Origin of the sequence: [Ruminococcus] torques ATCC 27756 (assembly GCF_000153925.1) — a bacterium.
In the GTDB taxonomy this organism is placed as follows: Bacteria; Bacillota; Clostridia; order Lachnospirales; family Lachnospiraceae; genus Mediterraneibacter; species Mediterraneibacter torques.
In genome coordinates, this window is the sequence record NZ_DS264345.1 from 392,460 (window position 1) to 416,254 (window position 23,795).

General features: G+C 43.3%; 29 protein-coding genes. All 29 read left to right on the forward strand.

Translation table 11 applies throughout. From position 1 onward, the window contains the following. Positions 1-60: 60 nt before the first annotated feature. The 29 genes from dcm (at position 61) to RUMTOR_RS03190 (ending at position 23,770) form a co-directional block, all read left to right on the forward strand. Positions 61-2,169 (forward strand): DNA (cytosine-5-)-methyltransferase, encoded by a 2,109-nt coding sequence (dcm, locus tag RUMTOR_RS03055; RefSeq protein WP_004845617.1) that lies wholly within the window; start codon positions 61-63, stop codon positions 2,167-2,169. A 33-nt stretch (positions 2,170-2,202) separates the two neighbouring features. After that, positions 2,203-3,075 (forward strand): hypothetical protein, encoded by an 873-nt coding sequence (locus tag RUMTOR_RS03060; protein WP_004845618.1) that lies wholly within the window; start codon positions 2,203-2,205, stop codon positions 3,073-3,075. After that, entirely contained in the window at positions 3,065-3,562 is a 498-nt protein-coding gene (locus RUMTOR_RS03065) for a hypothetical protein (RefSeq protein WP_004845619.1), read from the forward strand. The genes RUMTOR_RS03060 and RUMTOR_RS03065 overlap by 11 nt, the downstream gene beginning before the upstream one ends. A gap of 30 nt (positions 3,563-3,592) precedes the next feature. Further along, entirely contained in the window at positions 3,593-3,952 is a 360-nt protein-coding gene (locus tag RUMTOR_RS03070) for a hypothetical protein (RefSeq protein ID WP_004845620.1), read from the forward strand. A 67-nt stretch (positions 3,953-4,019) separates the two neighbouring features. Beyond that, the gene (locus RUMTOR_RS03075; RefSeq protein WP_004845621.1) at positions 4,020-4,907 is read left to right on the forward strand and encodes a GIY-YIG nuclease family protein; all 888 of its coding nucleotides are present in this window, start codon (positions 4,020-4,022) and stop codon (positions 4,905-4,907) included. 28 nt (positions 4,908-4,935) lie between these two features. Continuing rightward, entirely contained in the window at positions 4,936-5,520 is a 585-nt protein-coding gene (locus RUMTOR_RS03080; RefSeq protein WP_004845622.1) for a hypothetical protein, read from the forward strand. Between the two features lie 32 nt (positions 5,521-5,552). Beyond that, positions 5,553-6,065: a hypothetical protein gene (locus RUMTOR_RS03085; RefSeq protein WP_004845623.1), complete on the forward strand. Its 513-nt coding sequence runs from the start codon at positions 5,553-5,555 to the stop codon at positions 6,063-6,065. 131 nt (positions 6,066-6,196) lie between these two features. After that, positions 6,197-6,430 carry a hypothetical protein gene (locus RUMTOR_RS03090; protein WP_004845624.1) on the forward strand — a complete coding sequence of 78 codons (234 nt, stop codon included), beginning with the start codon at positions 6,197-6,199 and terminating at the stop codon, positions 6,428-6,430. A gap of 202 nt (positions 6,431-6,632) precedes the next feature. Beyond that, entirely contained in the window at positions 6,633-7,001 is a 369-nt protein-coding gene (locus tag RUMTOR_RS03095) for a helix-turn-helix domain-containing protein (protein ID WP_044997959.1), read from the forward strand. A gap of 52 nt (positions 7,002-7,053) precedes the next feature. Beyond that, positions 7,054-7,803: an ImmA/IrrE family metallo-endopeptidase gene (locus RUMTOR_RS03100; RefSeq protein WP_242647676.1), complete on the forward strand. Its 750-nt coding sequence runs from the start codon at positions 7,054-7,056 to the stop codon at positions 7,801-7,803. Between the two features lie 1,047 nt (positions 7,804-8,850). Continuing rightward, the gene (locus RUMTOR_RS03105) at positions 8,851-9,183 is read left to right on the forward strand and encodes an HTH domain-containing protein (RefSeq protein WP_021943358.1); all 333 of its coding nucleotides are present in this window, start codon (positions 8,851-8,853) and stop codon (positions 9,181-9,183) included. 59 nt (positions 9,184-9,242) lie between these two features. Continuing rightward, positions 9,243-9,641 carry a DUF7768 domain-containing protein gene (locus tag RUMTOR_RS03110; RefSeq protein WP_004845631.1) on the forward strand — a complete coding sequence of 133 codons (399 nt, stop codon included), beginning with the start codon at positions 9,243-9,245 and terminating at the stop codon, positions 9,639-9,641. Positions 9,642-9,651: 10 nt separating this feature from the next. Continuing rightward, positions 9,652-9,846, forward strand: coding sequence for a hypothetical protein (locus RUMTOR_RS03115; protein WP_004845632.1), 195 nt, complete (start codon positions 9,652-9,654; stop codon positions 9,844-9,846). A gap of 14 nt (positions 9,847-9,860) precedes the next feature. Continuing rightward, the gene (locus RUMTOR_RS03120) at positions 9,861-10,202 is read left to right on the forward strand and encodes a hypothetical protein (RefSeq protein WP_004845633.1); all 342 of its coding nucleotides are present in this window, start codon (positions 9,861-9,863) and stop codon (positions 10,200-10,202) included. Then, positions 10,202-11,329: a DUF2800 domain-containing protein gene (locus RUMTOR_RS03125; RefSeq protein WP_004845634.1), complete on the forward strand. Its 1,128-nt coding sequence runs from the start codon at positions 10,202-10,204 to the stop codon at positions 11,327-11,329. The genes RUMTOR_RS03120 and RUMTOR_RS03125 overlap by 1 nt, the downstream gene beginning before the upstream one ends. A gap of 3 nt (positions 11,330-11,332) precedes the next feature. Next, positions 11,333-11,875 (forward strand): DUF2815 family protein, encoded by a 543-nt coding sequence (locus RUMTOR_RS03130; RefSeq protein WP_004845635.1) that lies wholly within the window; start codon positions 11,333-11,335, stop codon positions 11,873-11,875. Between the two features lie 69 nt (positions 11,876-11,944). Further along, positions 11,945-12,115: a hypothetical protein gene (locus RUMTOR_RS13095; protein ID WP_004845636.1), complete on the forward strand. Its 171-nt coding sequence runs from the start codon at positions 11,945-11,947 to the stop codon at positions 12,113-12,115. Next, a complete protein-coding gene (locus RUMTOR_RS03135; protein ID WP_004845637.1) occupies positions 12,096-14,030 on the forward strand; it encodes a DNA polymerase in 1,935 nt (644 codons plus the stop codon). Before RUMTOR_RS13095 ends, RUMTOR_RS03135 begins: the two co-directional genes overlap by 20 nt. A 38-nt stretch (positions 14,031-14,068) precedes the next feature. Continuing rightward, positions 14,069-16,426 (forward strand): virulence-associated E family protein, encoded by a 2,358-nt coding sequence (locus tag RUMTOR_RS03140; protein ID WP_004845638.1) that lies wholly within the window; start codon positions 14,069-14,071, stop codon positions 16,424-16,426. A gap of 217 nt (positions 16,427-16,643) precedes the next feature. Beyond that, positions 16,644-16,925, forward strand: a complete 282-nt coding sequence (locus RUMTOR_RS03145) for a VRR-NUC domain-containing protein (protein WP_044997918.1) — start codon at positions 16,644-16,646, stop codon at positions 16,923-16,925. Next, positions 16,906-18,279, forward strand: coding sequence for an SNF2-related protein (locus RUMTOR_RS03150; RefSeq protein WP_004845640.1), 1,374 nt, complete (start codon positions 16,906-16,908; stop codon positions 18,277-18,279). Before RUMTOR_RS03145 ends, RUMTOR_RS03150 begins: the two co-directional genes overlap by 20 nt. Next, positions 18,263-18,733 (forward strand): hypothetical protein, encoded by a 471-nt coding sequence (locus RUMTOR_RS03155; protein ID WP_004845641.1) that lies wholly within the window; start codon positions 18,263-18,265, stop codon positions 18,731-18,733. The genes RUMTOR_RS03150 and RUMTOR_RS03155 overlap by 17 nt, the downstream gene beginning before the upstream one ends. Positions 18,734-18,742: 9 nt before the next feature. Next, a complete protein-coding gene (locus RUMTOR_RS03160) occupies positions 18,743-19,105 on the forward strand; it encodes a type II toxin-antitoxin system PemK/MazF family toxin (protein WP_004845642.1) in 363 nt (120 codons plus the stop codon). 61 nt (positions 19,106-19,166) lie between these two features. Next, positions 19,167-19,556 (forward strand): hypothetical protein, encoded by a 390-nt coding sequence (locus tag RUMTOR_RS03165; protein WP_004845643.1) that lies wholly within the window; start codon positions 19,167-19,169, stop codon positions 19,554-19,556. A gap of 3 nt (positions 19,557-19,559) precedes the next feature. Beyond that, positions 19,560-20,030 carry a hypothetical protein gene (locus RUMTOR_RS03170; protein WP_004845644.1) on the forward strand — a complete coding sequence of 157 codons (471 nt, stop codon included), beginning with the start codon at positions 19,560-19,562 and terminating at the stop codon, positions 20,028-20,030. 185 nt (positions 20,031-20,215) lie between these two features. Beyond that, positions 20,216-20,569, forward strand: a complete 354-nt coding sequence (locus RUMTOR_RS03175; protein ID WP_004843274.1) for an HNH endonuclease — start codon at positions 20,216-20,218, stop codon at positions 20,567-20,569. A 262-nt stretch (positions 20,570-20,831) separates the two neighbouring features. Further along, positions 20,832-21,287: a hypothetical protein gene (locus tag RUMTOR_RS03180; protein ID WP_004843272.1), complete on the forward strand. Its 456-nt coding sequence runs from the start codon at positions 20,832-20,834 to the stop codon at positions 21,285-21,287. Further along, positions 21,268-22,524 carry a site-specific DNA-methyltransferase gene (locus RUMTOR_RS03185; RefSeq protein WP_004845645.1) on the forward strand — a complete coding sequence of 419 codons (1,257 nt, stop codon included), beginning with the start codon at positions 21,268-21,270 and terminating at the stop codon, positions 22,522-22,524. The genes RUMTOR_RS03180 and RUMTOR_RS03185 overlap by 20 nt, the downstream gene beginning before the upstream one ends. After that, the gene (locus tag RUMTOR_RS03190) at positions 22,502-23,770 is read left to right on the forward strand and encodes a DNA cytosine methyltransferase (RefSeq protein WP_004845646.1); all 1,269 of its coding nucleotides are present in this window, start codon (positions 22,502-22,504) and stop codon (positions 23,768-23,770) included. The genes RUMTOR_RS03185 and RUMTOR_RS03190 overlap by 23 nt, the downstream gene beginning before the upstream one ends. Positions 23,771-23,795: the final 25 nt, after the last annotated feature.

The following is a 23,795-nucleotide window of genomic DNA, read 5'->3' on the forward strand; positions in this document are numbered from 1 at the left end:
GATATTTAAACGATTTATGCTGAGAGTTACATAAAATATGACAAAGGAGCATAATCGAAGATGGGAAACAAAAATACAAACTTGCAAATGGCCAAGAATGCCAAGGACGATGAGTTTTACACAACATATGAGACTGTCGAAAAGGAGATGGCACATTATGTGCAACATTTTGAAAGAAAAACGGTCTTGTGTAATTGTGATGATCCATTTGAATCAAATTTTTGCAAGTTCTTTTTGAAAAATTTTAATGTCCTAAAACTGAAAAGGTTGATATGTACTTCCTTTAGTTCATCAAAAGTTATGGGTACTCAGGTCGCTCTTATGGATGATGATAGCGAAGTGCTGACTAAAGGAAATGGATATGTTCTGGATATTACCGGAATATGCGAGGGACAGGGTGAGTTGTCGGATGAGTATGTTACTCAATTTTTGCTGCAGTCTAAAGTTATAAAAAAATTAAAAGGAAATGGAGATTTTAGAAGTGACGAATGTCTCCAGTATTTGGCAGAATGCGATATAGTAGTTACGAATCCCCCTTTCTCGCTGTTTAAAGAAATTGTTGCAGAGATTGTTAAATACAAGAAGAATTTCCTAATTATAGGAAATCAGAATGCATTAACATACAAAGAAATATTTCCGTTGATTCAAAATAATGAAGTATGGACTGGATATCAATTTGGAGAGATGAAATTTAGAGTTCCGGATTCTTCTGAACCACGGTCAACCAGATATTGGGTCGATGAGACGGGGCAAAAGTGGAGAAGCCTAGGCAATGCAATGTGGCTTACCAATCTTGATAATGATAGAAGGCATGAAAGACTGAATTTAACGAAAAAATATACACCAGAAGAATATCCAAAATATGATGATTATGATGCAATCAATGTCAGAAGGATAACGGATATCCCATATGATTATCCCGGAATTATGGGAGTGCCAATAACAATAATTAATAGGTATAATAGTGAGCAGTTTGAAATTGTAGGGGAAGCGAATCACGGCTCGGATAATGAGTATGATTTGTTTAAGCCTACGATTAAGGGAAAATTACTGTTTAAAAGAATACTGATAAAAAATAAGCAACCAATGAAAGAGGAAACTCCAATGTTTAGAATACTAGATTTGTTTAGCGGAGCAGGTGGAATGTCATATGGAATGGAAAAAAATGAGCATTTCACAACTGAAGTTGCATTGGATTTTAATGAAAAGGCACTTCAGACATTTAAGCACAATATGCCAGATACAGAAACTGTATGCGGGGATATTACAGATGAAAAAATAAAAGCCAAGGTCATAGAATTGTGTAAAGCAAAAAAAGTGAATATGATTATTGGTGGTCCGCCATGCCAAGGATTTTCATTAAAGGGTAAAAAATTAGGACTGGATGATCCAAGGAATTTTCTTTTCAATGAATATTTACGTTTTGTAGAAATATTAAAGCCAGAGGTGTTTGTGATAGAAAATGTGAAAGCATTATTATCTACATCAGCCGGGTGGTTTAAAGATCAGATAATTAAAAAAGTAACGGAAATGGGATACCATGTCGAATATGGAGTATTAACAGCATCAGATTTTGGTGTGCCACAGGCGAGACAAAGGGCAATTTTCATTTGTTCAAAAAATAAAAGTATTCCACTTCCGGCAGCCACATGTGAAACTCCTGTTACAGTTAGAGATGCGATATACGACTTGGCTTATTTAAATTCAGGCGAGGGAGAATTTGAACAGGATTATATCACAGAACCAAGTAGCGAGTATCAAAAACAGATGCGAAGAGGAAGTAAGAAATTATATAATCACAAGGCATCAAATCATGCGGCGATTGCAATAAAAAAACTTGAGATGATTCCGCCAGAGTGCGGGAAAGAACATCTTCCATCGGATATGGTTGGTAATCAGCAGTTTTCAGGAACATGGGGAAGATTAAAGTGGGATGCAGTGTCACCGACTATAGATACTAGATTTGATGCATCTTCAAATGGAACGAATAATCATCCGTTTCTGCATCGAGCAATTACGCCAAGAGAAGCTGCAAGAATACAATCATTTGATGATAAATTCGTATTTATCGGACAAAAGCTATATATTAGGCAGCAGATTGGAAATGCAGTGCCACCTTTAATGGCAAAAGCAATTGCAGATCAAATAGACAATATTTTGCAAAAATAGTACATGAATGCATTGGGATGAAAGGAGACTTTTATGAATATTGAAATGGCTTATATGCTTGGAATGATTCTTGGAAATGGTGAGATACAGCAGAATGCTACCGAAACAACAGTGACCATAGATATTCCATATAAAAATTTGTATACTGATGATTTAAAAGATGTAGCTGTTTATGTTAAGGCAAGTATAGTAGATATTAGATCTATTGTAGAACCCTTAATAGGACATGCGTTAAACATTACTGAAGCACCGCATTCTACCAAAATGTCATTTACAAAGCCGAATGAAGAATATGTAGTAAGAGAAATGCTGAGACTTATTGGCGGTGGACGTCACCATTCTACTATGAAAATGAATGCCGAACTTTTTTCTATTACTACAGATCAAAAGAAGGCTTTATTGCGTGGTATCGCAGATGTAACAGGATATATAAGAAAAAGTAATATTGCTTTTGGTCAGGATGGAGCACATAGAGTCTATATAGAGATTCCGGGAAATTGGTATATGGTAATTGATATTGCCAATATGCTAAAAGATGTTGATGTTCCAGTCCAGACAATTGATTTCGGCCATCCGAATTTTAGAGATGGAAATTTGGTTAAGTATAACGCCGGAAAGCCAAATTTCTGGAAGAAAGAACATCAGGTAAAGATATTTGCAAATGAGTTTTTACCTGTGGGATTTAACATTAAGCATAAGCAGGATGCTTTGGAGAAGTATGCGGATGAGTTGCTGGAATTCATTGATCCTGTTAAAACACATAAATTTTATTGGGAAAAAAGAGTACGCAGGGCGAACAAACCTATCCATCCCGGCGAAAATGATCCGTCATTGCCAGAAGAAATCAGAGGAAAGCATTTTGACTCGTGGACTGATTTAGCGGGGTTCTTAGGATATGGCGAATAATGTAAAAAAAGAATTTGAATTATATGAGCCTATGAGATTATGGCTTCAGCAGTATTTGGAAGACAAATATAAAAACGCAACGGTAATTACAGTAGATTCTCATGCAAGAACTTTAGATTTATTTCTTGAACAATACGATGTGATAGATTATTATCCACAGACAATAGGACTCGATATACAGATAGATGTGCTTGGAATTGTAAAGAAAAATGGAAAACCACAAATATTTTTTATCGAGGCTAAAAAGACGCAGTTGAATTTGCATGATTTAGGACAGTTATGGGCTTACTGTAAATTGTGTGATCCAATGGAAGCATTTCTGTTATCCTCTGCAGGGCTTGGTAGCCTAAATAAAATAATGAATAATTTGCACAGGACAGATTTACTAGAGTTTGGAGATGGAAAGAAAATCAAAAAGATGCAAATTGGTAAATGGGATGTGGGGAAAAATTCAATTGATTATCACAGTCTTGTTCCGAAAATGTAGGTATTTATAATATATATCAAGAGGTAGAAGATGATAGAAAAAATTTTAGATAAAAATAATATAGCATATAAGGTTATTGATGGCGAGGGCAATACAACTATTATAAAAATAAATGGGAAATTACATATGCTTTATATACATAATAAAGGAAATCAATTTCAAGTGGAAAGGGATTTCTTTGAGTATATAGACGGAAATTCTATTCCATATGTTATTTTGTGTGAAGATGACAATACCCATGTATTATATTATTTGAAATTGAATAAAAAGGCTAACTGGGTCAAATCATGTTTTGATACATGCGATAAGGACGTTATATATTTAGGAAAGCAGGTTTTAAATTCTAAAGTTACAGAGACCGATTTGATTAAAGAACTGAAGAAATACTAGACAAAAGCATTTTGACATCGGTGATTCATCTCCTGTTACAGAACGAAAATTACGGAGGCATTAAGATATGGCATATGGTAAATCAATAGAATTATTTCTAGTTAATGGCACTGCTGATAGCTTAATAACGGCAGAATTGTCAAATTGGAATGGTAAAGCTATTAAAATTCCACGAATTGAAGTGCCTACATGCAGTAGGGAAGATATTAAGCAAGCGGGTGTTTATTTTTTGTTCTGTAAAGAAGATAACGGGAAAGATTCTGTGTATATAGGAGAGGCAGAGAATGTAAAAGAGCGGTTGATTCAGCACCTAAGAGATGCACAGGCTGAGAAGGAAAAATATTACTGGAATACTGCAGTTATATTTATAGGAAGAGACCTTAATAAAGCGTTGATTAGATATCTCGAAAACCGTTTTGTAGAAATTGCACGACAGTGTAATAGATATGAGGTTCTTACAAAAAATACATATAAAAATACTGTGCTAAAGGAATCCCAAGTTGCAAGTATGGAAGAATTTGTTGATAATGTAAGGATACTGATTAATGCACTTGGTTATAAGGTTTTGGATGCATACACTAATGCTATTCCAAAAGAAAATCCAGTTGGAGATACGGAGAAAAAAGAAGATATAAAGTTGTATTTGGAGCGTGTCATAAAAAATGTAGGAAAAATAGAGGCACAGGGTACAATCACATCTGAAGGATTTATTGTATTAAAAGGAAGCCAGATATCTCCAGTGGATGACAATACTGTTCCTGACACAATAAAAGAACAAAGGTGTATCAGTAATATCATAGATGGTATATTACAAGAAGATATGCTTTTTTCAAGTCCGTCAGGTGCGGCAATGTTTGTCGTCGGTAAAAGTGATAATGGTTTGACACGATGGAAGGATGAAAATGGTCGCACTTTAAAAGAAATTGAAAATCATGAAATGATGAATGAAAATTAATGTTTTGTAAGTGGAGCGTAATGACATTATGGTTATTTGTCCAAAATGCAAGTCAGACAGGACTGCACCAATATTATATGGTTATCCGTCACATGAGGCATTTGAAGCTGCAGAACGAGGAGAAATTCTTCTCGGAGGATGCGAGCTGATAGACAGCATGCCACACGAGGATTATGGTTGCCTCGAATGCGGATACTGCTGGTCAAAAGAACTGCTTCCTGCAACGAAAATTACAAAGATAAGATATAAAGTTGCTGAAAATGGCCCGTGTACATTAGACAGCCGGAATGTGCGAATATACGAAGTCTATCTTGATGGAAAGTGCGTAGAATATTTATATCAGGGGCAATGTCGGAGATATCAATTTAAAACAGAAGAGAAAATATCCAATCAAAGGGTTTATAAATTAGCATGCCGTCTTCAGAAAATTATTGGTGCTCCATTGTGGGAGAAGGATATTGTAGAAGGTCAAGTATGCGATGGATGCAGTTATGAACTCCAAATAACTTATGCGGATAAGCGGAAAGAGGTTATCAAAGGGGATGTGGCTGGCGGAACTTTCGATTCTATGTTAGAAGAATTTATACATAGTGTATTTAACGATGAGAGATAATAGTCGGCAGTTAGAAAAGAGGTGTGACGCATATGGATTGGAATCTGTTTTGGTCGGCATTCGGTGCAATTGGCGGTACTCTTGGTGCTGTTGCTACAACAGCAGCAGTTGTGGTTGCATTATGGCAAACCAAATATAGTCAAAAGAAAATTATAAAACTTGCTTTTTCGGATAATTTTCAATTGTATAATCCTAATACGGGAGAGTCGGTCAAATTTATCGGGTTAAGTGTTACTAATATAGGTAACAGAAAGGTTATCATCCGTACATGGGGAGTGCATCTTAAGGAGGGGAGTGCCATTGTAATGCCACCTATGGATGCGAATGGAATAGAAAAAATGGCATATACAAAGTTGCCACAAACACTGGATTTGGAAGAATCCATAGATCTGCAGTGGCAGAAAGATAAATTTCAATTATTTTTGGAAGCTAATGAGGATAATATAGAGAAGAATAAGCCGTTGGTCTTTTATGTGAATGATAGTACAGGAAAACAATATACGGTAAAAACAAAAAAGAATGCTTCGTACTATTTCAAACAATAGGACTATTGACAAATCGAACAAACGTTCTTATAATTAAAGCATCGCTACGTTAGGATACATATCGCAGAGTAACACTATCAGGTTGGTTCACTTTCCCTTGACTGACCACAGTATTAGGAGGCGATGGTTACATGACATTTGAAATCGGGTCGACAGCTTATATTGTCGAGAGCAACCGGATCATCCGTGAAGTGACTATAGTTAAGCGGAACGGAGATTTTTATATAATCCGGTTTGGCACAAGAGGCGGCATCCAAGTGAGAAGCAACAGGCTTTTTGCAAGCTATGAAGATGCGGATTCTTTCATACATAAAAAGACAGAAAAAATGACGGGATATCGTTCTCCATATGACTACATACACTAAAGTGAATAGAAGGGGATAATTTTGAAAAAATTTGATTGACAACCCCCTTCAAATTTTATATACTCTAGTTAGCAAGTTAGCGAACAAGCAAGCACGCTAATAAATGAACACCGATATAAAAAGTGAAAATGCGAAAAAGTTAAAAAGCGAAAAACAAAGCGAAAACGAAAAGAAAAGTGAAAACAGAGAAAAGGTGAAAATTATGATGTATGCGAATTTTGGAGAATTTATAAGCAAGAAGAGAGTTGAAAAGAAAATCACACTGAGGAAAATGGCTGATATGTTAGGCGTATCCGCACCGTTTTTAACTGATGTAGAAAAAGACAGACGCAACCCCTTCGATATGGAAAAACTTACACAACTCGCACAGATACTGAATTTGTCAAAAGAAGAAAACGCACAGATGCTTGACCTTGCTGGAAAGAAGAGAAATGCCGTAGCACCAGACCTTCCAGAGTATATTATGGAACGGGACTATGTCAGTGCAGCTTTGAGGACGGCAAGGGACTTGGATGCAGGAGAAGAAGAATGGAACCAGTTTGTCGAGGAACTGAGAAAGCGAAAGGGGTAAGAACCTATATATGTATAGACCTGAAATTAAAAGAAAGAGATCTGGGGCACCAGTGTTAAGCAGAAAAGAGATTGATGTTATCGGACAGAATATTGTCGGGGATTTTATGCCGGAAGCATTAAAATCTCCACAGGAAATAGATATCGATTTGTTGGCACAGGATTATCTGGGAATGGATCAGGACTTTCAGTACCTGTCGCACTGCGGTGTTTATCTTGGTATGACGGTATTCAATGACACGGACAAAGTACCCGTGTATGATCCGCAGAATAACTGTGCGGACTATATCAGTGCAAAAGCACATACCGTGATAATCGATAAGACGCTCTTGGAAGAAAATCAGGAACACAGATATCGTTTTACGATGGGACACGAGGCAGGACATGAGTTTTTACATAAAGAATATTTTGCCTATGATCCTGACCAGATAACACTGTTTGACCTGATGGGAGAAACTCCGGCACCAATGGTTCAGTGCCGTGTGGACACAAAGAAGATGGACTGCCGGACATCGAAAAGCTGGACAGACAGGGACTGGATGGAATGGCAGGCAAATGCGTTATCATCTGCAGTTCTGATGCCTGTTTCAATGGTACGGATGGTAGCTGAAAATTTTAAACGGCCCGGACTGCAGCAGATTTTTTGCCATTATGCATTGGCTGAAGAAGTGGCTTCCATATTTAATGTTTCATTTGAAGCAGCAGGATACCGATTGAAACAGCTTGGATATATTCCACAGGAGACACAACTGAGTACAGATATCCTTAACATGATTTCTTTTGATTTGGCTTGTAATTACTAGCAGAAGGTTGAAGTATGCGGATTACAGAATGATCCGCATATTTTTTTATCCTAAGTGTTAGCAAGTTAGCGAACAAATGAACACAAAAGAAAATATGAATATTATGTTGATTCATGGAATATATTACAGGGTTAATCAGTATAACAATAATATAGGTTTCAGAATAAGATATGAAGAAACTTAAAAAATATGAATACTTTTTGTTATAACTTTTCGACACGGCGCATATGATAAAAAGAAAAATGTCAGATTATGGAAAGAAGGTGAGAACACATGGCAAATGGAGTGATACATAGATGCACCAAGGAGTGCCCATACAACAAAAAATGCTTTGTATGCAAAACAGAGACGGAAGTATCAGGGAATGTTGTGGTGCTTCATAAATGCACGGTTACGAAAGAGGATATTCCAGTTCAGATTGGAAAAGAAGAAAATGCCTGTGTTTTATGATGGGCAGAACAGTAAACTTAATAATCGGACTAGCTTGTAAAGACAGCCACTAGGATGTGCTGATATTACAGTAGCCTACGAAACAGGGATGTTAGTAGAATGCTGTAAAAAATCAGGGGTTCTAGTGGCTTTCTTAAAGTCAGCCATTTTTAGCCAACAGCCTGTTTGTGTGACAGACTGTTGGCTTTTTTTGTTTCAAAAAAATGGAAAGCTGACGGATTAGGTTAATTACACAGGTAATTTTCTCCATTGCAGTGAACAAAGAATTAAAGATTTTCAGGAACAAAAGGGAGAACAAGTATATAGATGCCTGATTACGATACGCATTTGGATAATATTGATGTTCTTCTGATCGATGACATTCAGTTCAGCATTGGATGTAAAAATACCTAACCTTATATATTCTCTGCACACCTGATTTTATTTTACGAAAAATCTCAAATCACGAGGAGAATAAGTCATTAGGCATAAAAAGATGAAGTTTTGATGTATCTGAAAAAATTTTTGAAATTTATTTTTAATCGTGCAAAAAGTCTGCACCTTAAAAAATTATTCTTTAGTCACAAAGCAAGGGAACAGAAAGGAGGTGAGCGAGAGATGGCAAAGAAAAGCATGACACCAAGTGAGCGCAGGGAAGCAATCTTAAAAGTTCTGTGTCAGAGAAGACAGGACAAGATTGATAATCTGGCATTTGAGTTTGGCGTTTCAGTCCGGACTATAAAAAACGATATCGAAGAGCTGTCTCTTGCTTACCCGATTGAAACAGTTCGTGGCAGATACGGTGGAGGTGTAAAAGTGGCAGATGGATATTATGTCGGCCGCAATTACCTGAAACCGAAACAGCAGGAACTGCTCAAAAAGCTGCAAAGCACCCTTCAGGGTGACGATCTTGAGGTGATGAACAGTATCCTTCGTGATTTTGCTTTGTAAGAACTATATTTACGAGAACCCCACGGCCATGAGAGCCGAATGAGAAAGGATGAATTATTATGATGAAAATCTTTATCTGCAGCCCGTATCAGGGCAACATCGAGGAAAACAAAAAGAAGGCAGCATATTACGCAAAGATCGTTGCCAAATCTGGGAATGTCCCAGTTGCACCACATATCTATTTTCCAACCTTCCTTGATGAGAAGAATCCCAACGAGAGAATGACAGGAATTGAAATGGGACTGGAACTCATGGATACATGCGATATGGTCTATGTTTTCGGTTTTGAGATTACGGAAGGCATGAGATTCGAACTGGAACATGCCAAGGAAATGAAGAAGCCTGTAAGACTTTATGACAGAAATTTTGAACAGATTTGTGTCAAAACGCTTCCGATTGATGACCGTGCCAGTGATGAGTACCGTTCCCTGATCAAGGGGCAGAAGCTCATGAGATAGGAGATCCGCCATGTCAGGAAGAGTAAATGTCCGTTATGGACTGAATCAGGGTGCCCGAATTATGGTCACTCGTGGAAAAGAGAAGAAAAAAGCAGCCGTTGTAAAGGAGTACCCGTTCCATATTCTGATGGATTGGGGAAAGTACAAGTCCAGTGTAAACAAAGTTGATGTGTATACAGGCGATGTGAAATTGGCACGCATTTGAAAGGAGAGAATGCCATGAGCGAAGCATTATTATTGGTAGCCGAGGGCTACGAACAGATTGCTGCCGGAATCAGAAAGATGGTCGCAGCACAGAAAGATACATCTAAAAAGGAAGAGAAGCCTGTGAAGAAGGCAGAAAAGAAGGAAACTCCTGTGGCAGATACACCGAAAGATGAAGCTGCTCAGAAGGGGACAGCCGTTGACAGAAAGACGGTCCGTGCTTTCCTTGCGGACAAGTCCAGATCAGGAAAGACCTCCGAGGTAAAGAACCTGATCGAGCAGTTCGGTTTCCAGAAATTGTCGGATGTTCCTGATGAAAAACTGTCGGAACTGTATGAGAAAGCACAGGTGCTTTAATGGGCGGCCACGCAAGGTACTCGCCTTCGTCAGGCAAGAGACGTCTGGAATGCCCTCCATCGTTACTGTTGGAGGAGCAGTTCCCGGATGAAGAGTCACCCTTTGCAGCAGAGGGTACTGCCGGACATGCGATGGCAGAGTATCTCATCAATAAATATCTGAAGAAAAGAACCAAAAGACCTGTATCTGATTATTATTCGGATGAGCTGCTTGAAGCAGTGGATGATTATGTGGAATATAACATCTGCCAGATCGAACAGGCAAGAAAGGATTGTGATGACCCATTCATCGGAGTGGAACTGAAGGTCAGCCTTGCACACAGAATCAGGGACTGCTTTGGTACTGCAGATATGGTGGTGGTTGATTCCCATAAGATCCACATTATCGATCTGAAGCTCGGCAAGGGCGTGGTGGTCGATGCGGAACAGAATGTCCAGCTTATGATCTATGGACTTGGAGTTCTGGACATGCTTGGTTTCTTATATGAGATCGACACGGTGGAACTTACCATCGTCCAGCCGAGGATCGAACATTTTTCCACTTGGGAGATATCAGCCGAGGAGCTGCTTGTATGGGGAAAGGATGTTCTTGAACCGGGAGCAGCAAAGGCTCTTGCCGGAGAGGGAGAGTTTAAAACCGGAGACCACTGCCGATTCTGCAAGGCAAGATTTACATGCCGTGCAAGGGCAGAGGAATACCTGAAACTTGCCCAGATGGAATTTGCCGAGCCGGCCCTTATGTCGGATGAGGAAATTGCAGAGGTTCTTTCCAAGGCAGATGCCCTGAAGAAATGGGCAGAAGAAGTTTACACCTACGCACAGAATGAAGCAGTGGTCAACCATAAGGAATGGCCCGGATACAAACTTGTTCTGGGAAGAAGCAACCGTAAATATACGGACGAAGATGAAGTGGCAGAGGCAGCACAGAAAGCCGGATACACGGATATCTATAAAAAGAACCTGATCGGCATTACCGAGATGGAAAGGCTGATGGGCAAAAAGAAATTTAATGAAATCCTTGGTTCACTGGTGTACAAGCCTGACGGCAAGGTCACACTGGTGCCGGATTCAGATAAAAGAGAAGCAGTTAAAACAGCAACCGCAGAAGCGGATTTTAAGGAGGAATAATCTATGACAACAGCTAATTTAACCAAAGTGATCGTACCTTGCAGACTCAGCTATGCACACCTGTGGGAGCCGGACTCCATCAACGGAAGCGAACCGAAGTATTCCGTATCCTGCATCATCGACAAGAATGATAAGGAAACCATCGCCAAGATCAAGAAGGCAATCGAAACCGCTAAGGATGAGGGAAAAGGCAAGTGGGGCGGTAAGATCCCGGCGAACCTGAAGACTCCGCTCAGAGACGGTGACATCGACAGACCTGAAGACGAGGCGTATGCGGACAGCATGTTCCTGAACGCTAACAGCAAACAGGCCCCTCAGATCGTGGACAGACAGGTACAGCCAATCCTTGACCAGAGTGAGGTATATTCCGGCTGCTACGGAAGGGTATCCATTACATTTTACGCCTACAATTCAAACGGCAACAAGGGCATTGCTGCCGGACTTGGAAATGTGCAGAAGTTAAGGGATGGAGCGCCTCTCGGTTCCAGAGCAAATGCCAAGGATGAGTTCGAGGCAGTGGATGCAGAGGATGATTTCCTCGCATAGGAGCATAACGGCAGTATTAAACCGGGCGGTGGTTTCCACCGTCCGTGTACATAAAGGAGATGTTATTTCATGGAAGAACTGATGAAGGAACTTAACAGCATAAAAAAATATATCCCGTATAACACATACCGCACCATTAAGGGGCAGATGAAGTCCGGCAATATGGCAGCAGCAAGAACGGGAATCAACAGAATAAAGAAAAGAGTGGAGGGACAGGCTTATGGACACGCTTGCAATTGATATTGAAACTTACTCAGATGTATCGCTCCCAGACTGCGGGGTACATAGATATGCAGCATCGGAGCAGTTCGAGATTCTTTTATTTGCATACAGTCTGAATGACGAACCGACAAAGATCATTGACATTGCATCCGGGCAGACGATGCCGGAGGAGATCATGGAATGCCTTATGGATGATTCCGTGGTAAAAACAGCATTCAATGCTGCCTTTGAGCGTAACTGTATCAACCGATTCTTCGGACTTTCTTTAAAGCCGGAAGGATGGAGATGCACGGCAGTTCAGGCATCCATGCTGTCGCTTCCGCTGTCACTGGAAGGCGTGGGCGAAGCACTGAACCTTGATAAGAAAAAGATGTCAGAGGGAAAAGACCTCATCCGATATTTCTGTATGCCGTGCAAGCCTACCAAGGCAAACGGGGGCAGAACAAGAAACCTTCCGTCCGATGCTCCTGAGAAGTGGGAGCTGTTCAAGACATACTGCATCCGTGACGTGGATGTGGAAAAGCAGATCAGAAACAAGCTGGCAAAATTCCCGATACCAGACAGGGAACAGGAACTTTATTGCATGGACCAGAGGATCAATGACCGTGGGATCATGGTTGACCGTGAACTGATCAGCAATGCAGTAGCGTGTGACCTTTTATATAAGGAAGCAGCATCCAAGAGGGCATATGAGATATCAGGACTGGAAAACCCGAACAGTGTATCACAGCTTAAGGACTGGCTGAATGAAAAAGGCATCGAGGTGGATTCCCTTGCCAAGGCTGCAGTAGAAGAACTGGTGGAGAAAACGGAAGGGGAAGTATCCGAGATGATGAAGCTCAGGCTTTCCATGTCAAAGACCTCGGTAAAGAAATATGAGGCGATGGAACGCTCCGTCTGCCCAGATGGAAGGGTGCATGGATTATTACAATTTTACGGGGCCAACCGTACAGGAAGATGGGCCGGCAGACTCGTACAGATCCACAACCTCCCGCAGAACCATATGGAAGATCTGGAACTGGCACGCTCCATCGTAAAGGAAGGCAGATATGACCTTGTGGAGCTTTTATATGATTCCACCCCGGAGGTGCTGTCGGAACTGATCCGTACCGCATTCGTGGCAAAGCCGGGATGCAGATTCATTGTCAGTGACTTTTCCGCAATCGAGGCGAGGGTCATGGGATACCTTGCCGGAGAGGGATGGGTTATGGAGGAGTTCCGTGGTGCAGGAAAGATCTATGAGCAGACGGCATCCAAGATGTTCCATATCCCGATCGAAGAAATCACAAAAGGAAGCCCGTACCGTGCAAGGGGAAAAGTGGCATCACTCGCCTGTCAGTATGGCGGTGCGGAAGGTGCGCTTGTCAGCATGGGAGCATTAAATTTTGTGGAAGAAGAGGAACTGAAGGGGCTGGTACAGTCGTGGCGGACAGCAAATCCGCACATCGTGAATTACTGGTATGAAATTGACGGTGCGGTAAAGGCAGCCGTGAAGGAGCGGAAGATGACCACGGTCGGAAGGGTGACGGTATATTACCAGTCCGGGATGTTAAAGATTGCACTGCCGTCAGGAAGGGTGCTGTCCTATGTAAGACCGAGGATGACCGTGAACCGATTCGGTTCGGAGAGTGTCAGCTATGAAGGCGTCGGCACGAACCGCAAATGGACGAGGATCGAATCTTACGGGGCAAAATTCTGTGAGAATATCGTTCAGGCAACCGCAAGGGATGTACTGGCAGAAGCAATGCTCCGTCTGGAAAAGAAGGGATTTGATATCGTGTGCCACATTCATGATGAAGTGGTGCTTGAAGTACCGGAGGGGACATCTTCGGTGGAAGAAGTAAATGAGATCATGGCGGTATGCCCTGACTGGTGTGAAGGGCTTCCGCTTAAGGCTGCCGGATTTGAAAGTCCGTTTTACAAGAAAGATTAGGAGGAAGAAACATGTTTGTATCAATCGGAAACTCAAGAATGGATAAAAAGTTTAACTGCACGGATATGACATACGAAGATTTTGTCAGCCGTCTGTCCAAGACAAAATATACTGCGGAGACAATGGAGCAGTATAGGAAGATGCCGAAAGGGCAGCAGGACAATATCAAGGATGTCGGAGGTTTCGTGCTTGGAAAGCTGAAGGGCGGACGCAGGAAGAAAGACTGCGTAATTTCCAGATCTGCCATCACGCTTGATATGGATTACGGAACGCAGGGCATCATTGATGAACTGGAAATGTTCTTTGACATGAAGATGGTGGTGTATTCCACACATAAGCATACGCCGGAGAAACCGAGGCTTCGTATCATCATATTTCTGACAAGGGATGTGACACCTGATGAGTACGGGGCAGTCAGCCGTATGCTTGCATCGGATATCGGCATCGAGCTTTTTGATGATTCGACCTATGAACCATCAAGACTCATGTACTGGCCGAGCACTTCCAGTGACGGTGAGTATGTGTTTCAGGAAATCGAAGGGAACGAAGTTAATCCCGATGAAGTGCTGTCACGTTATAAGGACTGGCATGATGTATCAGCATGGCCGGTGAGCAACCGTCAGGCATCCGTTGTGCAGAGGGATATCAAGAAACAGGCTGACCCGCTTTCCAAGGACGGGCTGATCGGGGCATTCAACCGCACATACACGGTAACACAGGCAATCGACAAATTCATCCCGGATGTGTACAGGCATTCAAGGGCAATCCCCGGAAGATACGATTATATCCCGGCGGACTCTGCTGCCGGAGTCGTGGTCTATGATGACCTGTTTGTATACAGCCACCATGCAACAGACCCATGCTGCGGAAAGCTGATGAATGCATTTGATGTGGTAAGGCTTCATAAATTCGGTGACAAGGATGCAAGGGCAGCCGAAGGGACAGAGCCGGGAAAACTCCCATCTTTTAAAGCCATGCAGGATTTTGTTTCTGCAGATGAAGAAGTGAAGAACACGCTTGCCAAGGAAAGACAGGAGCTGGCGGTGCAGGAATTTTCCACAGAGCCGGATGAGGACTGGCAGAACAAGCTGGCACTTGACCGCAGGGGAAATATCAAGGATACACTGCAGAACATCGCACTGATCATCCGCAATGATGAGAATTTCAAGCACATCGTGTACAACGAGTTCAAGGATACCATTGATGTCATCGGTCCTCTTCCGTGGAAACAGGTAAAGCCCGGATGGAACGATTCTGACCTTGCGAATGCAAAGGTGTATTTCGAGAGGGTGTACGGGATCTGGTCACCGACCAAGTTTAAGGATGCACTGCTTGCCGTGGTGTCATCCGACAGGCTCTACCATCCGATCAAGGACTATTTTGCAACACTTCACTGGGACGGACAGGAGCGTATCGATACACTGCTCATCGACTATTTCGGTGCGAAAGACTCACCATACACAAGGGCGGTCATCCGCAAGACACTGGTGGCTGCGGTAGCACGTATCTATAAGCCTGGAGTAAAGTTCGACTCCATCCTCGTGCTGAACGGTCCGCAGGGAATGGGAAAATCCACCTTTTTTGCCATCCTTGGAAAGCAGTGGTTCTCGGATTCTTTATCCATTTCGGATATGAGGGATAAGACTGCTGCCGAGAAGCTGCTCGGAAACTGGATACTTGAGATCAGTGAGATGAACGGTATCCGCAAGACGGAAGTCGAGGTAGTAAAGTCCTTTGTCACCCGTCAGGATGATAAGTTCCGTCAGGCATACGGAGTCAATGTAGAGTCGCATCCGAGAAAATGCATCATCGTGGGAAGCACCAACTCCGAGGGCGGATTCCTGCGTGACGTGACAGGAAACAGAAGATTCTGGCCAGTGCATGTGCCGGGGACAGGAAAACACCATCCGTGGGAGCTTGACTGTGTCGACCAGATCTGGGCCGAGGCAATCCATCTGTATAACGAAGGTGAGGAGCTGTTCTTAAAAGGTGCGGAGGCAGAGGAAGCATATAAGATGCAGCAGGAGGCAATGGAGTCGGATGACCGTGAGGGCATCGTGCAGGACTATCTTGACAGACTGCTGCCGGACAACTGGTCATCAATGGATATCTACCAGAGAAGGGCATTCCTTGGCGGAGGAGAGTTCGAGACGGTAGGTGTCAAAGGGACGGTCATGCGTGAGCGTGTGTGTATCATGGAGATCTGGGTGGAGTGCTTCGGCAAGGAGCGCCAGAACTTAAAGAAGGCGGATTCCTATGAGATCGAAGGCATTTTGAACAAGATCGGGGGATGGAAGAAGTATGATTCCAATACCACTGGTAAGACCAAAGTCCCCCTTTACGGAGTGCAGAAGACTTTTGTGCGGATGGATGAGAAACCAGAGGAAACCCGTTAGGCGGTTTCCGAGGTTTCCCAGATGCAGATGGGCAACGGTAGTCGGAAACCGTGCTGACACCTTGGAAAATAAGGGGTTGCGGTTCTTAGTTTCCCAGTTTCCCATTAAATCCAGTTGAGAATTAAAAATAAAGATAAAAAGAGCAATTCATGTATATATGCGCGTATAGGAGTTAAAGGCATATGGCAACCGCAATCGGCAAAGGAGGTATCTGGTTTTGCTAGAAAGTACAGTAGAGAGACATTTGAGGGAAGAAGCTAAAAAGCGGAAAGGCATGGCGCTGAAGTTCGTATCACACAGTATGAATGGAGTGCCTGACCGCATCGTCCTGATGCCGGACGGGAAAATGGCATTTGTGGAGCTGAAAGCACCGGGGAAGAAGCCGAGACCGCTTCAGCTAAAGAGAAAGAGGATGCTTGAGAGGCTAGGCTTTCCCGTTTATGTAGTTGATAATATCGAACAGATCGGAGGTATCCTTGATGAAATACAAAGCACATGATTATCAGCAGTATGCAACAGATTTTATAATCAGACATCCCGTGAGCTGCCTGATCCTTGACATGGGACTTGGAAAAACGGTCATCACGCTTACGGCACTGTGGCTTCTGCTGTTTGACTATTTTGAAGTAAGACGGATCTTGGTGATAGCACCGAAGCGTGTGGCAGAGACCACATGGCCGGTAGAGATAAAAAAGTGGGAGCATCTTTACGGCATGACATTTGCAGTGGCAATGGGAACTGCAGAGCAGAGAAAGGAAGCACTCCTGTCAGGAGCCGATGTGACGATCATCGGAAGGGACAATGTTTCTTGGATGACAAAAAATATATTTTTTGATTTTGATATGGTCATTATTGATGAGCTGTCGAGCTTCAAGTCCCCGAAGGCACAGAGGTTTAAAGACCTGAAAAAAGTAAGGCCGATGGCAAAACGTGTGGTCGGGCTTACGGGAACACCGGGAAACCTTATGGACTTATGGGCAGAGATCGGAATCCTTGATATGGGGCAGAGGCTTGGAAGATATATCGGCGGCTACCGTGACAGGTTCTTTCTGCCGGATAAGCGGAATCAAGAGATCATCTTTTCGTATAAGCCGAGGGAAGGGGCAGAAGAAAAAATATATGAACTGATCTCCGATATCAGCATTTCCATGAAAGCCGTGGATTATCTTGATATGCCGGAATGCGTAAGCAACCGGGTGTCCGTTTCCATGTCGGAATCCGAACAGGGGCTTTATGACAGGATGGCAGATGAAATGATCCTTGAATACGGGGAAGGACAGGACATCGATGCGGTAAATGCAGCAGCCTTAAGCAACAAGCTCCAGCAGATGGCAAATGGTGCAGTCTATGATGAATCCGGCAATGTCCGCAATATCCATGACAGAAAACTGGATGCTCTGGAAGACCTGGTCGAATCGGCAAACGGGAAACCGCTTCTGGTTGCATACTGGTTCAAGCATGACAGGGAGCGGATATTAAAACGGTTTCCGGCAAGGGATATCAATACCAAGAAGGATATCGAGGACTGGAATGAAGGAAAAATCCCGGTGGCACTGATCCATCCGGCATCGGCAGGACACGGACTGAATCTTCAGGAAGGCGGTTCAACCATTGTATGGTTTTCACTTACATGGTCCCTTGAACTGTATCAGCAGTTGAATGCCAGACTTTACAGACAGGGGCAGAAACACACGGTCATCATAGAGCATCTGGTGACAGAGGGAACGGTCGATGAAGATATCCTCCGGGCAATCGAAAAAAAGGATAATACACAGAATGCAATGATAGAAGCAGTAAAGGCAAGGATTGGAGGTATGACGGATGACAGCAGAAGTAATGATGAAGGAATATAAGAACATGAAAAAGGAACTGACCGTGACTGAGTTCCAACTCCGTCAGTTTCAGGGAGTGAGCGAACAGGACATGATCGATTCCATTCTTTATTCCCATCAGGAAGGGGAAAGGGTGCAGACGAGCACTCTTTCCGATAAAACGGCAAACATAGCGATCAAGTATAAGGCAGCAATGGAACGGGAGAATGACGAGTGGTACGATTTCCTTTTCCACAGATATATGTTCCTGAAAGAAGAACTGGATTTTTTCGAGCATGCAGTGAACGGACTGGATGAAAGACATAGAAGCATTATCACGGATCTTCTGGATGAGGATATGACATGGGACATCATGATGGAAAGATATCATGTGAGCCATACGATGATTGGGAAATACAGAAAAGCAGCATTGAAGGAACTCGATAAACAGTATGAACTGAGGGACAGACAGGTGGAAGCCTTTGTCCTCGGATAGGAGGTTTTTATGTGTAAGCGTGGCGATATTTATTATGTGGATTTTGGAGAGAAGGCCGGAAGCGAACAGGGCGGTGTCCGTCCGGCACTGGTGGTAAGCAATAATAAGGCAAATAAGCATTCCCCTGTGGTTACGGTCATTCCGCTTTCTGCAAGGGTTTGGAAAAAGAAGTATCTTCCGACCCATGTGCAGATCCCGCTGAAGAAAAGCAGCGGTCTGAATAAACCGAGCATGGCACTGGCGGAACAGGTGGAGACCCTTGATAAAACAAGGCTCGGAGAAAGAATCGGGGAAGTGCTGGATGACATGGTCATGGAGCAGATCACCGTAGCACTCCAGATACAGATAGGTGCATATGCAGAGTACAATTAAGGCAGTCAGACGGCTGTCTTTTTTGTTCGCACTATGGTAGAATTGATTTTGACGGGGGTGCATGATGAAGATAAAAATAGATTTTTTTAACAAAAATATTATAGGTGCAATCGGTGCTGGAATATATCAGGTATCGATAATGAATAATGGAAAAGAAGAAGTTTTATATATTGGAGAATCCGTGTTTGTGCTTGTGCGCTGCGGGTCGCATTTATTTGAACTTAAGAAGACTCCAGAATATTTCGGTTTTAATGATGAAACTATAAATAATGAGAATATTATCTTGAAATTTGAACTGTTGGAAGCTATTAGTAATATGGCGGATAGAAAACATAAGGAAAAAGAATTGATACAGAAAAAGAAGCCTATTTTACAAAGCGGAATCAGTGACAGAATGAAATCAGTAGAAGAAAAAGTACAGGCACTTACGGCTTTTCTGGAAGGAGAATGATAAATGGCAGAGAAAAGAACAGCAAATACTAATGTGACAAGATATGATAAAGCACATAAAAAATTTATGGATAAGCTGAATGTTTTAAAGGACAATGTAAATCATGGTTATGATTCTTTGAAAGTAGTACATAAACAGACGGTAGATTCATCTGTCAGTTTTAAGGAGACCGTAGATAAAGGTCAGGAACAAGAAAGAAAAGATCTTTATGATATTATAAAGACCTCGGAAGATGAGAAAAAAATCCAATGGGCGAAAGAGCGTATTCAGGAACTTGATCGTATCAAGGAAAAAGAAATAGACGGACATAACGAATTTTTGAAAGAAGAAGGAGATACGACAAAAAGAAATATCGTAGGTGGTATGATGCTGATTGCTGTTTCTGCAAAACTTATTTCCAGTAAACAAGTAAGGCAGATGGGTGGGAAAGCTATCAGTTCTGTTGGCAAGAGTCTGCTTCGATTAAAGAAATAAAAAGGTGGTGTACTAGAGGTTTACTAAAGGTGCACTAATGGTTTACTGACTTTTTAATTTACATCTGCTATGATTAAGATGGCAAAAAAGAAAGGGAGCGGAAACGCTCCTTTTTATGTTGCCGTAAGGCGGTGTCTTTCCAATCCTTTCACACCGCCCGTGTACATAGAAGGGAGGAATGGCGGATGCCGATGAAACCAAAGAAGCCGTGCAGACACCCCGGATGTCCGAAGCTGACAGACGGACTGTACTGCGAGGAGCATGAAGCACTGCACCGTGGTGACAGGGCGAGCAGCAGCAAACGTGGTTACAATAGGCAGTGGCAGAAGGCAAGGGCAAGATACCTGAAGGCACATCCTTTGTGTGTTCAGTGCTTAAAGGAAGGTCATGCAGTGACAGCAACCGTGGTCGATCATATCAGACCGCACCGTGGCGATCCCGTCCTGTTCTGGGACGAGAAGAACTGGCAGAGCCTTTGCAAGCCCTGTCATGATAAAAAGACATGGAACGAAGATAACAATCCGGAGTATCGGTTCTGACGGCAGACCGTGGGGTATCTGAATCTCTACAGGCTGAGCTGCTGAAGACCGATGGCCCCCTTTGCGTGAATTTTCGCAGAATTAAACAGGGGGGATATAAAAAGGGTATGGTAATTTTCGCAGAATGTACTTAAAACACGGCAAAAAGGGGTATTTTCTTTTGCCGGAAAATCAGGAAAAAAGCATTATTTAAGGCTGGAAAACAGTGTAAAAACATTGTTTTTCCGGTCTTTTTTTGTGTGCCGGAAGGAGAGTGGAAAGGATGACGGACGCACAGGCAAAGCAGATCAATGAGATGCGGATGAAGGGGATGGGCTATAAAGCCATCGGGATGGCAATCGGACTGTCCCGTGACATCGTAAGGAATTACTGCAAGAGACATAACCTTGCCGGATACGCCACGGTGGTTTCAAAAAATATGAAACTCATGGTGGACGGTAAAGAGGTGTGCCACTTCTGCGGTAATCCGATCACGCAGCCGAAGACCGGCAGACCGAGAAGATTCTGCTGTGAAAAATGCAGAAGGGAATGGTGGAAGGCACACCCGGAAGCAGTGAAGAAAAGCGAGAAGGCTTCCTACACGCTTGTATGTGAGCAGTGTGGGAAGCCTTTCATTTCCTATGGAAACAAGAACAGAAAATACTGTGGCCGTGAATGTTATTTCCGGCACAGATTTTTAGCAGAGGAGGATATGGAAGATGCAGTTTCAGAGTTATAAAATAGCAGACCTTATCCCGGCTTCCTATAATCCGAGGAAGAAGTTAAAACCGGGTGATAAGGAATATGAAAAAATCAAGAACTCCATTAAGGAGTTTGGTTATGTCGAGCCGATCATCATCAACTCAGACATGACCATTATCGGAGGACACCAGAGAGCCACGGTCCTTGCAGATCTCGGATACACGGAAGTGGAATGTATCGTGGTCGATATCGACAAGACCAAGGAGAAGGCACTCAATGTAGCACTCAATAAAATTACGGGCGAATGGAACAAGGAACTCCTAGCTGACCTTATCAAAGACCTTGAGGATTCGGATTTCGATGTCGGCATCACGGGTTTCGAACCGCCGGAGATCGAACAACTTTTTAATTCCGTACATGATAAGAAGATCACGGAAGATGATTTTGATGTGGAAGCGGAGCTTGCAAAACCGACCGTGGCAAAGACAGGTGATGTATGGCTGCTTGGAAAGCACCGTGTCATCTGCGGTGATTCCATTCTGCCGGAAACTTACGATAAGCTGATGGATGGACAAAAAGCAAATCTTGTCCTGACGGATCCGCCATACAATGTAAATGTCGAGGAGACGGCCGGCAAGATTAAAAACGACAACATGCCGGATGAGGATTTCTATAAGTTCCTGTTTGCAGCATTTGTAAATATGGAGCAGTCGATGGAACAGGATGCTTCCATTTATGTATTTCATGCGGATACGGAAGGGCTGAATTTCAGAAAGGCATTCAAGGATGCAGGTTTTTATCTCTCCGGGTGCTGCATCTGGAAGAAGAACGCACTGGTTCTTGGAAGAAGCCCGTACCAGTGGCAGCATGAGCCGTGTCTGTTCGGATGGAAGAAAGGCGGGAAGCATCAGTGGTATTCCGACAGGAAACAGACCACCATATGGGAATATGACCGTCCGAAGGCAAGCAAGGACCATCCGACCATGAAGCCTGTGGCGCTTATGGCTTATCCAATCCAGAACTCCTGCATGAGCAACTGCATCGTGCTTGATCCGTTCCTTGGTTCCGGCTCTACGCTGATCGCCTGTGAGCAGACACACCGTATCTGCTACGGTATTGAACTGGATGAGAAGTTTGTGGATGTGATTGTAAACCGCTACATTGGACAGTGCGGTTCGGATGCGGATGTATTTGTCATCCGTGACGATATGAAAATTTCATATCAGCAATTATGCAGGGGAGGGCAGTATAATGAAACAGATGACCTTCCTTGATCTATGTTCCGGCATCGGCGGCTTCAGGCTCGGTCTTGAAACTGCCGGCCATAAATGCATCGGGTACTGTGAATATGATAAATTTGCAAGAGCCTCATATGAGGCAATGTATGATACGGAAGGAGAGTGGAAAGCTCATGATGTCACAAAACTCAAACCCGGAGATGTCCCCTATGCAGACATCTGGTGCTTCGGATTCCCATGCCAGGACATCTCCGTTGCCGGAAAACAGCGGGGACTGGTCGGAAAAAGAAGTGGAATATATTACAACATTATTGACCTCCTCAAAGGCAAAGAGGAAAGTTCTAAACCCTCATACCTACTTGTTGAGAACGTTAAGAACCTGTTATCGATCAATGCAGGATTCGACTTTGCCTCAGTTCTGTCTGAAATGGACGAAGCAGGGTATGACTGTCGGTGGCAGGTGCTTAACTCCAAAAACTTCGGAGTCCCGCAGAACCGTGAGCGTGTGTTCATTATCGCAAATCTTAGAAGCAGAGGTAGACGAGAAATATTACCTCTCACCGGAGAAAACGCAGCAGCTCTTAACCAGCTTATAGGAGGTATGCAGGGCTACCGTGTTTATGGGACGGACGGCATTTCCGCAACCCTTGTGGGGAATGCGGGCGGTGTCGGGGCCAAGACGGGTCTTTACTTCATCGACCAGAGCAACCATGATCCGAAGATCACGGATACGGCAAGATGCCTGACAGCGAGGTACACAGCCGGGATGACCAACCATACCGCCATGAACTCAGCCGTGCTGGAAGTCCACCCGGTGCTTACACCGGAGCGGATGGAGAAACGGCAGAACGGAAGACGGATGAAAGAGGACGGAGAGCCGATGTTCACCCTGACCTCTCAGGACAGGCACGGTGTGTATGTCTGTGAAAAGGTGGATTCCGTCAAAGTAAAAAATGCCACGAAGGCAGGATATGAAGTGGCACGGGAAGGGGACGGTATCAACCTTGCCTACCCAGACAGTGAGACAAGAAGGGGACGGGTCGGAAAAGGATGCTCCCAGACACTGGACTGTTCCGGGCAGATGGGAACGCTCATGAGGGGCGGCCGCATCAGACGGCTGACTCCGAGGGAGTGCTTCCGCTTACAGGGATTTTCTGATGAGCTTTTTGACCGTGCCTCTGCCGTCAACTCCGATGCACAGCTTTATAAACAGGCCGGGAATGCAGTCACCGCAACAGTCGCTTATGCGGTTGCGATGTCACTTCCGGAGTCCAGAAGCTGACATTACATTTTCTTTTGGAAAGTAC